This window comes from Rhodococcus sp. NPDC004095, from assembly GCF_053604015.1.
This window is the reverse complement of record NZ_JBSGGS010000008.1, coordinates 241459-257043: the sequence shown is the minus strand read 5'-3', so window position 1 is coordinate 257043 and position 15585 is coordinate 241459. Positions and strand designations below refer to the sequence as shown.

The window sequence follows — 15585 nt, the reverse complement described above, 5'->3', positions numbered from 1 at the left end:
CCGCCCGGGCGCCTTCGTCTCAGGTGGAGGAGGTGTGCGGTGGCGCATTTCGTGACGCGATACGATTTCCGGGCTCCGGGATACTCGCCCGATGCCCGGCGGCGCCTGTTCGCGGTCGCGCTGGAGCAGGCGTCCTATGTGGATGCGAAGGGGCACACGGCGATCACGCTGTCCGAGCATCACGGCTCGGACGACGGCTACCTGCCCAGTCCGCTGCTCGTGGCGTCCGCGTTCGCGGCACGCACGACGCGGATCCCGATCTCCGTCGCCGCGCTGGTGGTGAACCTCTACGACCCGATCCGTCTCGCCGAGGACATCGCCGTGCTCGACCACCTCAGTGGCGGGCGCGTCACCTACACCGTCGGACTCGGGTACCGGCCCGAGGAGTACGCGCTGTTCGGGCGTCCGTGGAAAACCCGCGCGCGAGACCTGGAGACGGCGATCGGTCGGATATTCGACGCCTGGGCGAGCGGCGAGGTGACACCGGCGCCGTTGACCGTGCCGCACCCGGTGATGTTCTACGGCGGCGGGGTGCCGGCGGCCGCGACGCGGGCGGCACGGCTTGGGTTGCACTTCCAGCCGGAGGTGGTCGACCGGGAGCTGAAGCGGCTCTATGTCGACGAGTGCCGTGCGCTCGGCCGCGACCCGGGGCTCGTGATGTTCCCGCCGCCGGGTCCCGCGACGGTGTTCTGTGCTGACGACCCCGACGCGTTCTGGGCGAAGTTCGGCCACCACCTGCTCGCCGATGCACTGGCCTACCGGTCCTGGATCGGCGAGCGGGACTCGCACGTGAAGGACTCCTCGGCCACCGTCGACGAACTGCGCGAGGCCGGCGTCTACCGGGTGTACACGCCGGAGGATCTGATCGAGGCATGCCGGTCCGGCGTGGTCCCCGTGGTCACCAGCCACCCGCTGTGCGGCGGTATGCCCGAGGAGCCGTCGTGGGAGAGTCTGCGGCTCATCAGCGAAGTGGTCATGCCCGCAACGTGATCAGCGTGGCCTCCCACCGTCCGCCTGGGGGAGCCCGCAACTCCAAGAAGGTTGATTCCGCAGGTTCAGGGGTTGTGCGCGCGGCCGAAGCAGCGGCCAGACCTGGCCTGAGCAGGGCGCCAGTGGTTCGCGTTGCACGGCGGCGGATGCAACGAGTACCCAGTCCTGCTGGTCGTCTTTCCCAGCAACGGACGGCTTTCCGTTGCTCGTGCCGTCGTGACCCATGAGAAGTCGGCTCGCGGGGCGGCAGGAGATGGTCGACGGCCTCGGCGCACTCGGCAATATTGCGTTGGTGGGGCGTAGCCATCGCCCGCCGGCAGGTATCCGCCTATGTCAAGGGCGACGTTCTGCGGATCGCATCTGCCGAGGGTTCCGGCCGGAACGCCTTGAACTGATTCGCGGCATCGTTGGTGTCGAACTCGCGCTCCACACGAGGTCACTCCGAGGTGCAAGTCGGATGCCGATGGCCAGTCCTTGTGTGTGGCACAGCAACGCCCCGGGCCGCGACCCGTCGTGGGGTCGTGGCCCGGGCGGTGCTGTTCGGTTGTGCTTGTTCAGCTGGTGAAGATGAGTTCTCTTCGGTTGTGGGCGGGCACGGGTCTTCGCTGCGGATCCATCCAGCGCGGAGGCACGAACCACGGGTGACCGTCGTCCGTGCTGACGAACACTTCCCATTCACCCTTGTGGATGAGGCCGTGGTGGAAGCGGCAGAGCAGCACCAGGTTCGAGAGTTTCGTGGGACCGCCGTTCGACCAGTGGTGGATGGGGGCACCTCCCTGCACGAAGTGCTTGGGGGAGGGTGGCCGTCGGTCCAGGCGGCCGGGCGGCCGCAGCCTGGGGGTGCCCCCTGCACGAAGTGCTTGGGGGAGGAAGGCGCAGCCGCAGTCGCGGGCGTCGAGGGCGCGGCGGATGCGGCGGGGGATCACGCGGGTGGTGGTGCCGACGTCGAGGGGGTTGCCGTCGTCGTCCATGGCAATCGGGGTTACTGAAGCGTCGCAGGACAGCATGGCCGCGAGGCGAATGCTGATCGGCCCCAGCCATGGCATCCAAGCGGGACCTCTGCGGATGTACGACCGCCCCGGCTCGGCGGCGTTCGCGACGGCCTGCGCGACAGGGCAGCCGTCGGATCCGCAAGTTCCGTAGCAATCTCCTGGACCGCACTGGTTCTCGCTGCGATCGCAGACGGTCGATCGAGCATTGCTCGTGCCGCGGGTACCAATACCCGTGCGGGTGCTCGTGTCGGTATCGGTGTCGGTGCATGCGACGGTGACAGTGACTGTGTTGGTGGTCGGGGTTCCTGCGTCCGTGGTGGTGCGAGTGGCGTTGGCGAGGTCCTTGAGTCCGACGAACATGGTCATGTGCGGTTTCTCGCCGCCTTCTCCGGGTGCGTCACCGGAGTCGAGGTAGTGGCGGACGATGTCGGCGAACGCGTCGGCGCGGCGTCGCGGCGCGGTCCTGAGGTCCTGGTCGGGTTCGCCGTGGGTGTTGTTGCGTCCGGGTTGCGGCTTGGACAGCGCGGACAGGGCGGTGAGGAGTTGTTCGCCGGTGGTCTTGTCGAAGTGCCCTTTGACGCGGACTCTGCCGCCGGCGGTGGGGGAGGCGAAGAACTCGTTGAGTGCCTCGTTCTCGTCGTCGGAGGGTGGCCCGTCGTTGTCTCTTTCGAGCATGGTCTTGAGGGCGGTGGCGCGGTTGGCGGTGTCGGCGGAGTGTTCGTGTTCGGCTGCGGCGACGAGGTAGTCGGTGCACTGTTGGGTGCATTCGGCGACCGGGTCGACCAGCTCGCCGTCCACGACGACGGGGTCGACGTCGGAGAGAAGGTCGGGGATCTGATCGAGCAGGTTGGTGATGGCCCGTACCTGATCGACATCGACGGTGCCGGCTGTGAAGGCGTCCGCGACGTCGGGTCGGTTCCGGAGGCTGCGTCCGGCGGTGATGATCTTCTTCGCGTGCCCGGGGGTGAGTTTGCAGGTGCCGGACAGCCACGCCTGTGTCGACGACGCGCCGACGGTCTGGGCGACACACCGTTCGTCGATCTCGTGGACCAGACGCACCCGCAGGGCGTCGAGTTGCCGCATCCGCGCCGACAGCTCCGGTACCAACTCGAGCAGGGTCTTCTCGTCGAGACGCCAGGCCTCCGCCCCGTGGGGTGCGGTGAGCATCTCGTCGAGTTCCATGAACGAACACTACTAGAACAGGCGTTCGAGTTCAATGGGTTAGCTTGGTGCGCAACAATATTCGAGATCAGTAGCTCGATCATCTGCTGGTGCCGCGGGATGGGGGAAGCGGCGACGGTGGTCACGCCGGCCATTGTCGGCCTGCTGACGGCACCGTAGTCGGGATCGGCAGTAGCTACTATCTTGACAGTAACTGTCATCTAGGGAGACACTTCCAGCATGCGCTGAGGTGTCCTGGAGGTCGCCTTCGCGATCATGGTCGGCACAGGAGGTCTGGAATGTCACTGAGGGAGCGGCAGCGGGCGTTGGTCCGAGCCGAGATTCAGCATGCGGCGTTCGCGCTGTTCGCCCGGGACGGGTTCGATGCCGTGACGACGGACCAGATCGCCGCCGAGGCGGGTGTCTCTCCGAGCACCTACTTCAGGCACGTCCGGAGCAAGGACGATCTGCTGTTGGATCCGGTCCGCGAGGGCGGTGCCGGAATCGTGGCGCTGCTCGAGGAGCGTCCTGCCGACGAGCCGGCGGATGTCGCTCTCTCGCAATCGATCCTGTCGCGCTCGAACGCATTCGCGGCGACAGAGATCGAGCAGTGGCGGGCGGCGTTCCGCACGGCCCCGCACCTGCTCGACCGGGTCGCGCTGATCACCCCGGAACACCGGACGCGGCTGGTCGAACTCGTCGGCCGGCGGATGTCACGGGATCCCGAAGTCGACAGCAACCCCGGACTGCTCGTGCACCTGATGCTCGCCGCCGCCGAATTCGGCTACCTGCAGTGGCTGCGCGGCTCGAGCGACCGAGGCGCTTCCCTGCCCGTGTGCGTCGAGGGAGCTCTCGACGCCGTGCTCGACGAACGGTGGAGCGCAGAACCGAAGGAGCCGCGCGGTCGGAGGGGCCGCGGCTCGGCATCGTGATTCACGACCAAGGACATGGAGGGTTGTCCCAATGAAGCAGGAGCTCAATTCGCCGGATGACACGGTCGATCTGATCGTCATCGGATCGGGCGCAGGCGGGATGGCGGCGGCGATCACCGCCGCGCACAGTGGACTCGACGTCGTCATCGTGGAGAAGTCGGAGTACTGGGGCGGATCGTCCGCCCGATCCGGTGGCGGGGTGTGGATTCCCGGCAACTCCGTGCTGCGACAGCAGGCGCCGGCGGACGATCTCGAGTCGGCACGCACATATCTGACGAGCATCGTCGGTGACGGTGCCGACCGCGAGCGGATCGACACGTACATCGATCGCGGGCACGAGGCCCTCGACTTCCTCATCGAGAACTCGGGGCTGGACCTCGAGTGGGTTCGTGGCTACTCGGACTACTTCCCGGAAGCGCCCGGTGGACGCGTCACCGGACGCTCCTGCGAACCGCGCCCGTTCGACGGCCGGAAGCTCGGGGACGATCTGGCGACCCTGCACCCGTCGTACACGAAGGCGCCGCTCGGTGTGGTCGTCAAGCAGTCCGACTACCGGTGGCTGAGCACCGGGCTGCGGCACTGGCGTGGACCCCAGCGCATGGCCGCGGTGGGGACCCGCACCGCACTGGGCCGTCTCCGCGGAAAGAAGCTGGTCGGCCTCGGTTCCGCGCTCATGGGACAGCTGATGCTGGGTGTTCGCGCCGCCGGGGTGCCGGTTCGGCTGGGGACTGCGATGACCGAGCTTGTCACCGAGGGCGACCGCGTGGTCGGCGTCGTTCTCGACGAGGGAGGTGCCCGCACCACCCTGCGCGCCCGCCGCGGTGTAGTGCTCGCCTGCGGTGGGTTCGACCACAACGCCACGATGCGACAGCAGTACCAGCGCGCCCCGGTGGACACCTCGTGGAGCCTCGGGGCGCCGACCAACACCGGCGACGGGATCACCGCCGGCCTCACCGTCGGAGCCACGGTCTCCTGCATGGACGACGCCTGGTGGGCGCCGTCGATCCCGCTGCCGAACGGGCCGTGGTTCGCGCTGGCCGAGCGGTCGCTGCCGCGCAGCCTGATGGTCAACGCCCGCGGGACGCGGTTCATGAACGAGTCGCTGCCCTATGTGGAGGCCACGCACCGCATGTTCGGCGGGCCGTTCGGGCAGGGCGACGGCCCGGCCGAGAACCTGCCCGCCTGGCTGATCTTCGACCAGACCTACCGGGACCGGTACATGTTTGCCGGCGTTCCCGCCCGGCAACCGTTGCCGCGTTCCTGGCAGCGCGCCGGCGTGATCACCACCGCGCCGACGCTCGCCGACCTGGCCGAGAAGATCGGGGTCCCGGGCGACGCGCTGACCGACACGGTCGACCGGTTCAACTCGCACGCCCGCGCCGGGCACGACCCCGACTTCGGTCGCGGCCAGAGCGGCTACGACCACTACTACGGCGACATCACGAACAAGCCCAACCCCAGCCTCGGCGAGCTGACCAAGGCGCCCTTCTACGCGGCCAAGATGGTGCCGGGGGATCTCGGCACCAAGGGTGGAATCGACACGGACAGTTCCGCACACGCGCTCCGCGCGGACGGCACCGTGATCGCCGGGCTCTACGCGGTGGGCAACACCAGCGCCCCGGTCATGGGACACACCTACGCCGGACCGGGCGCCACCATCGGCCCCGCGATCGTCTTCGGCTATCTCGCCGCGCTCGACGCCGCGCGCAGCTGACGCCGGGCACGACGCGAGCGACGTCGAAGGCCTTTCATCGCGCCGGGTGATATCGGTTCGGGGCCGGCAGCCACGCATCGGCTCGGGGGCCTTCCCGACACCGAAACCTGCGAAAGTCACTCGGGCGCCGCCCATCCCTCGGGATGAGCGGCGCCCGTTTCCGTGTGTCCGTTCAGGCCTTCGCGGCGGAGATCCCCGCGCGGCGGCCGTAGAAGCTGCCGTCGCCGAGGGAGGTGCCCGATGCGTAGCCGCCGGCGCAGACGCCTGCGGTGCAGCGGCCGGCGGCGAAGAGGCCGGGGATCGGTTCGCCGGAGACGTGCAGGACCTCGGAGTCGATCGAGGTGCGCAGGCCGCCGAGGGTGAAGCCGGCGGTGCAGTTCCTCAGATCGAGCGCGGCGATGGGGGAGCCGATCGGCTTGACCCACTCCGGCTTCTTGCCGAGCACCGGGTCCTCACCGTTCTCCGCGTGCCGGTTGTACACCTCGACGGTCGCCTGCAGGGTGCCCGCGGGCAGCCCCATGTCGGACTCGAGTTCCTCGACTGTCTCGGCCACCCACTTGGGCTGGAACCGGAAGAACGGCGTCGAGCTGGTCGCCGCGCAGCCTTCTTCGTAGGCCGCCTCGTCGATGATCAGATAGGCCTGGTTCTCGTTGCGCAGCAACGTTTCCTGGCCGATCCGGCCGGGGTACGTGTCCTCGTTGACGTACCGCTGGCCGCGTCCGTTGACGAGGATGCCGCGGACCATGAGCTGTGGGTCGCCGAAGAACGCGACCTCGGTCGCGTCCATGTGCGCGAGATCCGCACCGATCGCCTGTGCCATCTGGATGGCCTTGCCGTCGTGCTCCTCGATCGCGGCGCCGGGGCGCCCGATCAGCCGCGGTGCGTACGACTGCACCATCTCCTTGTTGTAGGCGAAGCTGCCGGTCGCGAGCACGACGCCGCGGCGGGCGCGGATCGCGAGTTCCTTGCCGTACTGCTTGGCGACGATGCCGACGACGCGCCCCGTCTCGTCCACGATCAGTCGCTGTACCCGCATGTCGTACTCGGACCGCACGCCGAGTGCCTCGGCAGTCTCGACGAGCGGCTTCATCAGCATGTAGCCACCGCCCTTCTCGCCGGTCCGCTTGCCCGTCATCTGCGGGACGTGACCGCGCGGGGCGGGGGAGGCGATCTCCTTGAACGGGGAGGAGTTCTCGCCGCCGGAGTACATCAGCCCGTCGTCGAACGGGGTCTCCCAGCCGGGCTGACCGTAGAAGCTCTCCTTGAACGGCACCCCGTTGTCGACGAGCCAGTTGTAGTGGTCGACGCTGCCGTTGCAGTAGTCGGTGATCTTCTCCTCGTCGGCGCCCGGACCGAGGGCGGCCATCATGAACGCCTTCATGTTCTCGGGGGTGTCGTCGAACCCGAGCGCCTTCTGCAGCGGCGTGCCGCCGCCCAGGTAGATGAACCCACCGGCCAGGGCGGCCGCGCCACCCCATCCGCTGGTCCGCTCGAGCACCAGCACCTCGGCGCCTGCGCGGGCGGCCTCGATCGCGGCGCTGACGCCGGCGATGCCGTAGCCGGCGATGACGACGTCGGCTTCGTGGTGCCAGGTCTCGACGCTCTCTGCGGACTGGGGACGGATGGGGGTGGCCTCGGCCATTGGTGATCGGGTCCTTCTCGTCGGGGATTGTTACTTCAGTGCAAGTATTTCCGCCGCGGGCTCGTCCCGCGGCGGAATCCGCGGACTAGTCCGAACCGTTCTCGGTGGCTTTCGCCGCCGCCTTCTCTGCCGCCCGGGCGGCCTTCGCACGATCCGCGACGACCGCGATGCGGGAGGCGTTCACGCCGCTCGCGAGGGGATACCCGACGTAGTGGGCAAGGAGGATGACGATCTCCTCCATCTGCTCCTCGGTCAGTTCCTCGTTCTGCAGCGCCGCATTGATCTGCACCTTCGCCAGGTCGAACTGGCCCTGAGCCGCGAGCGCCCCGAGTACGAGCAGTCTGCGATCCCTGATCGTCAGCCCGGGCCGGTTCCAGATCTCGCCGAAGAGGTGCTCGACGGTCTGGGTGTAGAAGTCGCCGAGGTCGCCCGAGGGCATCTCCCAGCCGTACACCGTCTTCATCGTCTTCAGTCCGCGGGCACGGATCTCGCTGATCCCGTTCTGATCGGTCATGCGTTCTCCTTCGCAAAGGTGGTGGCGATCTCGCCCGGGCCGACGCCGAGGCCGGCGCCCAGTCCGGCGATCGCGCGGACGGCCAGCGGCAGCTCGACGTCGAGTCGGTCACCGAGGCCGAGGGCGAGCGAGAGGTCCTTCTCACCGAGGTTGCGGGTGTGCGAGAGGATCGGGAACCACGGATCGGACTCCTCGAGCGCCGCGGTCGTCTCGCGCAGCATGATCGCGCCCGCCCCGCCGGTGATGGAATCGGTGTGCCGAACCACCTTCCCGAGCTTGCGGATGTCGATCCCGGCGGCCTCCGCCAGGCGCTGCGCCTCGGTCGCCGCCGTGAACGAGATGAAGTGAAGGAGGTTGCGGGCCAGTTTCATCCGGGTGCCCGCGCCCACCTCACCCGCGTGCACGACCATCTCCGCGAACAGGCCGAACGGCTCCTTCACGGCCGCGAACGCCTCCTCGTCGGCGCCGACCATGACGGCGAGGCGGCCCTGTTGGGCACCCATCGCGCCGCCACTGATCGGGGCGTCCACCAGGTGCACGCCCTCCTCCCGGCAGGTCTGCGCCAGCTCCACCGCGGTGGTGTCCGAGATCGTCGAATGGACCGCGACGACGGTGCCTGGCCGCGCGGTGGACAGGATGCCGTCCGGTCCGGCGACGACATCGCGGACCTGGGCGTCGTCGAGGACGGTCACCGAGATGACCGACGCCTCGGCGGCGACGGCGGCCGGTGTGGCCGCGGCCCGGGCGCCGTCGGCGACGAACGGCTCGACTGCTTCGGGGCGGGCATCGCACACCACGAGCCCACCCGGCCAGGCGAGCAGACGCTTGGCCATCGGGGCGCCCATGTTGCCGAGGCCGATGTAGCCGACGGTCACCGCCGTCGAATCGGGAGCGCTCACGAGCGGTACACCTGCCCGCCGTCGACGTTGTAGATCTGACCGCTGATCCAGCTCGCCTCATCGGAGAGCAGGAACAGGCACAGCCCGGCGAGATCCTCGGGGGTTCCCATACGCTGCAACGGGATCCGCTGGACGATCTGGTCGACAATGGCCTTCGGGGTGGACGTGCGGGTGGCCTCGGTGTCGATCGGGCCGGGTGCGATCGCGTTGATCCGGATCTTCGACCAGCCCAGCTCGGTGGCCAGCTGCTGCGTCAGGCTGTTGATGCCTGCCTTGGCTAGGCCGTAGTAGTTCGAGTAGGTCCAGGCCGCGGTCGAGGACTGGTTCACGATCGAGCCGCCCTTGGCCCGCATGTGGGGGACCACCGCACGGCACACCAGCAGGGCGCCGTCCATGTTGACGCTCATGAACCTGCGGTAGTAGTCCCAGTCCACGGTGAGCAGCGAGTCGATCTTCATGCCGCCGTAGATCGCGGCGTTGTTGACCAGGTGGTCGATGCCGCCGAACTTCTCGATCGTCACGTCGGCCAGTTCCTGCGCCGAGGCGCCGTCGGACACGTCGACCCGCTGGAAGATCGCGGAGCCGCCGTCGGCGACGATCTGCTTGGCGACCTGCTCGCCGAGGTCGGCGTTCAGGTCGGCGACCACCACGTTCGCGCCCTCGGCGGCGAGGCGCTTGGCGTAGACCTCACCGATGCCCTGTGCGGCGCCGGTGACGATCGCGGTGCGTCCGTCGAAACGTCCCATGCTGTTGTCCTGCTTTCTGTCGAGTCGAAGATTGCTCGGGAAGTGGCCGGGTTCTAGGAGGTGGCCGGGCCGGCGACGAGCTTGGTCTCGAGGTACTCCTCGAAGCCCGCGACACCCATCTCCCGGCCGATGCCGGACTGCTTGTAGCCGCCGAACGGGGCGTCCGCGGAGTACCAGAGACCGCCGTTGACGCCGAGGGTGCCGGTGCGCACCCCGGCGACCACCCGTTCGATGCGTCCGGGGTCGGTGCCCCACACGGCCCCGGACAGGCCGTACGGCGAGTCGTTGGCGATCCGGATCGCATCCTCGTCCCCGTCGTAGGGCAGGATCACGAGCACGGGTCCGAAGATCTCCTCCTGTGCCACTCGCGCGGAGTTGTCCAGTCCGGCAATGAGAGTCGGCTGGATGAAGTAGCCGCGCTCCTGGCTTTCGAGGCGACCGCCGCCCGTGACGAAGGTGCCGCCCTCCTCGAGTGCGAGGTTCAGGTAGCCCTCGACGCGCTCGCGCTGCTTCGCCGAGATCAGCGGTCCGCAGACGACGCCGGGCTTGGTCGGGTCGCCGACCCCGACCCCCGCGAGTGCCTTGGCGGCGGCCGCGACGGCCTCGTCGTACTTCTCACGGGGCACCAGCAGGCGGGTGCACAGCGCGCAGCCCTGGCCGGCGTGCACGGCCACCGAGAACGCCGCCATGGAGCTTGCGGCCTTGATGTCGGCGTCGTCGAGGACGATGAACGCGGACTTGCCGCCGAGTTCGAGGAACACCTTCTTCAGGGACTGCGAGGCCGCGGCCATCACGGCGCGGCCGGTCGCCGTGGACCCGGTGAACGAGACCAGGTCGACGCGAGGATCGGTGCACAGTTGCTCGCCGAGCTTGTGATCGGTGGAGGTGACGATGTTGACGACGCCGGCCGGGATCTCGGTCTCCTCGGCGATCACCTTGCCGACCAGCGCGGCGCACCACGGGGTGTCGGGGGCGGGCTTGAGCACGACGGTGTTGCCCGCGGCGAGTGCAGGCCCCAGCTTGGCGAAGTTGATCTGGTGCGGGAAGTTCCACGGTGTGATTGCGCCGACCACACCGACCGCCTCCTTGAGCAGCCGGCGGTGCGTGGGGATTCCCATCGGAGTCGCGTTGCCGAGATCCTGTTCCCACGAATAGCTTTCGGCGAGATCTGCCCAGTAGCGCAGGTCCTCGATCGGACCCTCGAGCTGCGGGCCTGCGGTGAGCATGGCCGGCGCGCCGACCTCGGCGATGGTGACCTCGCGCAGTTCCTCGATGTGCGACTGCAGCGCGTCGCAGAGTTGGCGCAGGCAGCGGGCGCGGAAGGCGTGGTTTCGGGACCAGTCGGTGGTGTCGAAGGCGCGGCGGGCCGCGGTGATCGCGGCATCCATGTCCGACGCAGTGGCCTCGGCGGCGTGGCCGATCACCTCTTCGGTGGCCGGGTTCACGATCTCGAATGTGCCGCCGGAGCCGGGAACCAGTTTGCCGTCGACGAGCAGTGCCGAGCTGTCGGCAGGTCGAAGCGTCATTGCGCAGAACCTTCCTTTCTGGACAGGTGTCTGGACTATAGTTCGAACAAATGTCACACGCAATGGGTTTCGGGCAGAAGTGAATTCGAGATCGGGTCTCGACAAAACGTGAAAGCGGTGTCTACTGTGGGCACCGCCTCGGCGCCCCGGAGTCAGTTTCCGGGCCGTGGGTCGAGTGCTCTCTCGTTTCCCTGTTCGACTGATCGAAGGGAGTTCGTCATGAATCGAGTCGATGTGAGCGCCGGCGGCGGTGTCGTCGGTCGAACCGGGTTTGCCCGGTCGTGCCTCGTGAGATCGGAACGGTAGGGCGCTCAGCCCTGCTGACCAGCGACGATGGCGCGCGACGCGATCCGGGATTCGGCCCGGAAGGATGGTTACGGGCAGCGAACTGTAGTAATGTCTGGACATGTGTCTAGTAGTAATCGTGTTTCCAGTAGCTTCGAATCCACCCGCCGGCGTCTGACGCCCAAGCAGGCCGACACCGTCGACCGCCTCTGTGTGGCCGCGGTGGACGTTCTGCGAGAAGAGGACTTCGCCGGGCTGACGGTCCGCACCGTCGCGGCCAGGGCGGGTGTCGGCCCCGCGACGGCGTACACCTACTTCTCGTCCAAGGAACACCTCGTCGCGGAGGTGTTCTGGCGCAGGCTCTCGCAGTCGCCGCGACCGGAGACGAACGGACACGATCGCACCGGGCGCGTCGTCGCGGTGCTGCGGGACATTGCGCTGCTGCTCGCCGACGAGCCCGGGCTCTCCGCCGCGGTCACCAACGCGCTGCTCGGCAGTGACCCGGACGTCGAACACCTGCGGTTGCGGATCGGCATCGAGATCCGGGACCGGCTCGTCGAGGCGCTGGGCGAGGACGCCGACCCCGACGTGCTCGAGACGCTCGAACTTCTCTACGCCGGAGCGCTGCTCCGAGCCGGCATGGGCTACGGGTCCTACGCGGACCTCGCCGACCGGCTGGAGCGTTCCGCCACAATAATTCTGGAGTAGCCAATGACCGACCCGACTGGTGCGACCCGCGCCGGATCCCTGATCGACCCGGTGGTCTTCAACCCGTACGACTACGACTTCCACGAGGATCCGTATCCCACGTACGCGCGGTTGCGCGCCGAGGCGCCGCTCTACCACAATCCGGAGATCGGGTTCTGGGCGTTGTCCCGGCACGCCGACGTCCAGGATGCGTTCAAGGACAACACGCGGCTCTCCAGTGCCAACGGGGTCTCGCTCGACCCGGCGGCCTACGGTCCGCACGCACACCTGGTGATGTCCTTCCTCGCCATGGACGACCCGCGGCACATGCGGCTCCGGCAGCTCGTCTCCCGCGGCTTCACTCCGCGCCGGGTCGCCGAGATGGACGGCCGGATCCTGGAACTGACACGGCAGTACCTGGATCCGGCGCTGGCGTCGGGTGAGTTCGACTGGATCGCCGAGGTCGCGGGCAAGCTGCCGATGGACGTGATCTCCGAACTGATGGGTGTGCCCCAACCCGACCGTGCGGAACTGCGACGGCTCGCGGATCTGGTGGTGCACCGCGAGGACGGGGTGCTCGACGTGCCGCAGGCGTCGGTCGAGGCGTCGATAAGCCTGATGGGCTACTACAAGGAGATGATCGAGCAGCGCCGGCGCTCTCGCACCGAGGACCTCACGTCGGCCCTGCTGGACGCCGAGATCGACGGCGACAAGCTGTCCGATCAGGAGATTCTCGGGTTCATGTTCCTCATGGTGGTCGCAGGCAACGAGACCACCACCAAGCTCCTCGGCAACGCCCTGTACTGGGGTGCGCACAATCCGGACCAGGTCGCGCCGGTGCTCGGTGACCCAGACCGGGTGTCGGACTGGGTCGAGGAGACCCTCCGCTACGACACCTCCAGCCAGATCGTCGCCCGCACCACCGCCGTCGACCTCGAGTACTACGGGCAGACGGTGCCGGCGGGGGAGAAGATGCTGCTGGTGATCGGGTCGGCCAACCGGGACGAGGACGTGTTCGACGACGCCGACCAGTTTCAGATCGGTCGTGACTCGACCAACAAGCTCGCGAGTTTCGGTGGCGGGGTGCACTTCTGCCTCGGCGCCCACCTCGCCCGGCTCGAAGCCAACATCGCGCTGCGGGAGTTCGCAACCCGGGTGCGCGAGTACGACGTCGACGAGTCCGGAATCGAACGTGTCCATTCGACGAACGTGCGGGGCTTCGCGGCCCTGCCGGTGAAGGTGAAGGTGCGCTGATGCCCCGTTTCGAGCCCAACCCCGACCGCAGGCCCGCGCTGATCAGCGGGGCATCCTCCGGAATCGGCGAGGCCACCGCCTACGCCCTCGCCGAGCTCGGGCACCCGGTCGCACTCGGCGCCCGCCGAGTCGAGCAGACCGAGGCGATCGCGGAGAAGATCCGCGCCAACGGCGGCGAGGCGTTCGTCCACCACCTCGACGTCACCGACGGCGAGTCCGTCGACGCATTCGTCACCGCCGCCGAGGCCGCCCTCGGACCGATCGAGATCGTGGTCTCCGGTGCCGGCGACCTCGAGTTCGGCATGGCCGACGAGATGGATCCGCTCCGCTTCTCCAAGCAGATCGACGTGCACCTGGTCGGCGCGCAGCGACTGGCTCACCGGGTGCTGCCCGGCATGCGCGAGCGCCAGCGCGGCGACTTCGTGTTGATCGGGTCGGACTGCGCCGACCGCCCGCGGCCGGGCATGGGCGCCTACGACGCCGCCAAGGCAGGCCTCGAGGCGATGGGCCGACAGATGCGAATGGAGCTCGAGGGCACCGGAATTCGGGCCTCGATCGTCCGCCCCGGGCCGACCTTCACCGGGATGGGCATGGACTCCACCCCGGAGATCCTCGCCCCCGTCGCCGAACTCTGGAGCAAGTGGGGCTTCGCGCGGCACGGCTACATGCTGCGCGCCTCCGACATGGCCAATGCCGTGCTCGCGGTCGTCACCGCGCCGCGCGGAGCGCATCTCGTGCTCGTCGAGGTGCAGCCGGAGGCCCCGCTGGCACCCCGTCCCACCCCCGAGAGCACCGACTCCACCGAGGAGAAGAACTGATGACGCTTCCACTCCCGCCCCGGGTGTCCGGCGGCGAACACGAGCACGGCCACCTCGAGGAACTGCGCACCGACCCGATCGCGCTGATGCGCCGGGTTCGCGAGGAGTGCGGCGATGTCGGGGTGTTCCGGCTCGTCGATCGTGACGTGGTGATGCTCTCGGGCGCCGAGGCCAACGAGTTCTTCTTCCGGTCCGACGACGAGGACCTCGATCAGCAGGCCGCCTACCCGTTCATGAAGCCGGTGTTCGGCGAGGGTGTCGTCTTCGATGCGAGCCCGGAGCGCCGCAAGGAGATGCTGCACAACACCGCGCTGCGTGGTGAGCAGATGAAGGGCCACGCGACCACGATCGGCATCGAGGTCGAGGACATGCTCTCGCGGTGGGGCGACGAGGGCGAGATCGACCTGCTCGAGTTCTTCGCCGAGCTGACCATCTACACATCCTCGGCGTGCCTGATCGGCAAGAAGTTCCGGGACGAGCTGGACGGCCGCTTCGCCGAGCTGTACCACGATCTCGAGCAGGGCACCGACGCCCTGGCCTTCGTGGACCCGTACGCGCCGATCGAGAGCTTCCGCCGCCGGGACGCCGCGCGCGTCGCCCTCGTCGAGCTGGTGCAGGGCATCATGGACGGCCGGATCGCGAATCCGCCTCAGGGCAAGGAGGATCGGGACATGCTCGACGTCCTGGTCTCGATCAAGGACGAGGAGGGCGACCTCCGGTTCTCCGCCGACGAGATCACCGGCATCTTCATCTCGATGATGTTTGCCGGCCACCACACCACCTCCGGCACCGCGGCGTGGTCGCTGATCGAACTGCTGCGCCACCCCGAGACGATGGCGGCGGTGACGACCGAGCTCGACGAGCTGTACTCCGACGGCGCGGACATCAGCTTCCACGCGCTACGCCAGATCCCGGTGCTCGAGGCCGTGATCAAGGAGACCCTCCGCCTGCACCCGCCGCTGATCCTGCTGCTGCGCGTCGCCCGCGGCGACTTCGAGGTCGGCGGGTTCGCGATCAACGAGGGCGATCTCGTCGCCGCGACCCCGGCGATCTCGAACCGGATCCCCGAGGACTTCCCGAATCCGGACCACTTCGATCCGGGCCGCTACATCGACCCGAACCAGGAGGACATCGTCAACCGGTGGACCTGGATCCCGTTCGGGGCGGGCAGGCACCGCTGCGTCGGCGCGGCCTTCGCGCAGATGCAGCTCAAGGCGATCTTCTCGTTGCTGTTGCGGGACTACGAGTTCGAGATGGCGCAGCCGGCGGACAGCTACCGCAACGACCACTCCAAGATGGTCGTCCAGCTGCAGCAGCCGTGCACGGTCCGCTACCGCAGGCGCACGAGCCGCGCGGCCGCCGTCGGTGCGGCCGCCGCTGCACCCGCGGGCTGCCCGGTCGCGCACAGCACGAGCGAGGCGTGAT

Annotated in this window: 13 protein-coding genes; 7 read left to right on the top strand and 6 right to left on the bottom strand. The window is 68.4% G+C overall.

Features of this window, described 5'->3' with window-relative positions; translation table 11 throughout:
- Positions 1–51: 51 nt before the first annotated feature.
- The gene (locus tag ACWEPG_RS17755) at positions 52–990 is read left to right on the top strand and encodes an LLM class flavin-dependent oxidoreductase (protein ID WP_452594883.1); all 939 of its coding nucleotides are present in this window, start codon (positions 52–54) and stop codon (positions 988–990) included.
- 554 nt (positions 991–1544) lie between these two features.
- Here the strand turns inward: ACWEPG_RS17755 and ACWEPG_RS17750 are convergent.
- Positions 1545–3164 carry a DUF222 domain-containing protein gene (locus ACWEPG_RS17750; RefSeq protein WP_452594882.1) on the bottom strand — a complete coding sequence of 540 codons (1620 nt, stop codon included), beginning with the start codon at positions 3162–3164 and terminating at the stop codon, positions 1545–1547.
- A 278-nt stretch (positions 3165–3442) separates the two neighbouring features.
- Here ACWEPG_RS17750 and ACWEPG_RS17745 point away from each other — a divergent pair, with 278 nt between their 5' ends.
- Positions 3443–4075 carry a TetR/AcrR family transcriptional regulator gene (locus tag ACWEPG_RS17745; RefSeq protein ID WP_450116512.1) on the top strand — a complete coding sequence of 211 codons (633 nt, stop codon included), beginning with the start codon at positions 3443–3445 and terminating at the stop codon, positions 4073–4075.
- A 31-nt stretch (positions 4076–4106) separates the two neighbouring features.
- Positions 4107–5789, top strand: coding sequence for a 3-oxosteroid 1-dehydrogenase (gene kstD / locus ACWEPG_RS17740; RefSeq protein WP_452594881.1), 1683 nt, complete (start codon positions 4107–4109; stop codon positions 5787–5789).
- 172 nt (positions 5790–5961) lie between these two features.
- On the opposite strand, the gene ACWEPG_RS17735 is transcribed toward kstD, so the two are convergent.
- The 5 genes from ACWEPG_RS17735 to ACWEPG_RS17715 form a co-directional block, all read right to left on the bottom strand.
- The gene (locus ACWEPG_RS17735) at positions 5962–7431 is read right to left on the bottom strand and encodes an FAD-dependent oxidoreductase (RefSeq protein WP_450116510.1); all 1470 of its coding nucleotides are present in this window, start codon (positions 7429–7431) and stop codon (positions 5962–5964) included.
- An 85-nt stretch (positions 7432–7516) separates the two neighbouring features.
- Complete coding sequence (locus ACWEPG_RS17730) at positions 7517–7945, bottom strand: carboxymuconolactone decarboxylase family protein (RefSeq protein ID WP_452594880.1); 429 nt, start codon at positions 7943–7945, stop codon at positions 7517–7519.
- Positions 7942–8844, bottom strand: a complete 903-nt coding sequence (locus tag ACWEPG_RS17725) for an NAD(P)-dependent oxidoreductase (RefSeq protein ID WP_450116508.1) — start codon at positions 8842–8844, stop codon at positions 7942–7944. The genes ACWEPG_RS17730 and ACWEPG_RS17725 overlap by 4 nt, the downstream gene beginning before the upstream one ends.
- Positions 8841–9590, bottom strand: a complete 750-nt coding sequence (locus ACWEPG_RS17720) for an SDR family oxidoreductase (RefSeq protein WP_450116507.1) — start codon at positions 9588–9590, stop codon at positions 8841–8843. The genes ACWEPG_RS17725 and ACWEPG_RS17720 overlap by 4 nt, the downstream gene beginning before the upstream one ends.
- A 53-nt stretch (positions 9591–9643) precedes the next feature.
- Positions 9644–11116, bottom strand: coding sequence for an aldehyde dehydrogenase (locus ACWEPG_RS17715; RefSeq protein ID WP_450116506.1), 1473 nt, complete (start codon positions 11114–11116; stop codon positions 9644–9646).
- A 396-nt stretch (positions 11117–11512) separates the two neighbouring features.
- Between ACWEPG_RS17715 and ACWEPG_RS17710 the strand changes: the two genes are divergently transcribed.
- Genes ACWEPG_RS17710 through ACWEPG_RS17695 form a run of 4 tightly spaced genes read left to right on the top strand, consistent with a single transcriptional unit; the run spans position 11513 to position 15584 of the window.
- Positions 11513–12109, top strand: coding sequence for a TetR/AcrR family transcriptional regulator (locus ACWEPG_RS17710; RefSeq protein ID WP_450116505.1), 597 nt, complete (start codon positions 11513–11515; stop codon positions 12107–12109).
- Positions 12110–12112: 3 nt separating this feature from the next.
- Positions 12113–13342, top strand: coding sequence for a cytochrome P450 (locus tag ACWEPG_RS17705; protein WP_450134525.1), 1230 nt, complete (start codon positions 12113–12115; stop codon positions 13340–13342).
- Positions 13342–14160: an SDR family oxidoreductase gene (locus tag ACWEPG_RS17700; RefSeq protein WP_450116503.1), complete on the top strand. Its 819-nt coding sequence runs from the start codon at positions 13342–13344 to the stop codon at positions 14158–14160. The genes ACWEPG_RS17705 and ACWEPG_RS17700 overlap by 1 nt, the downstream gene beginning before the upstream one ends.
- Positions 14160–15584, top strand: coding sequence for a cytochrome P450 (locus ACWEPG_RS17695; RefSeq protein ID WP_452594879.1), 1425 nt, complete (start codon positions 14160–14162; stop codon positions 15582–15584). Before ACWEPG_RS17700 ends, ACWEPG_RS17695 begins: the two co-directional genes overlap by 1 nt.
- The last annotated feature ends 1 nt before the right edge of the window (position 15585 follow it).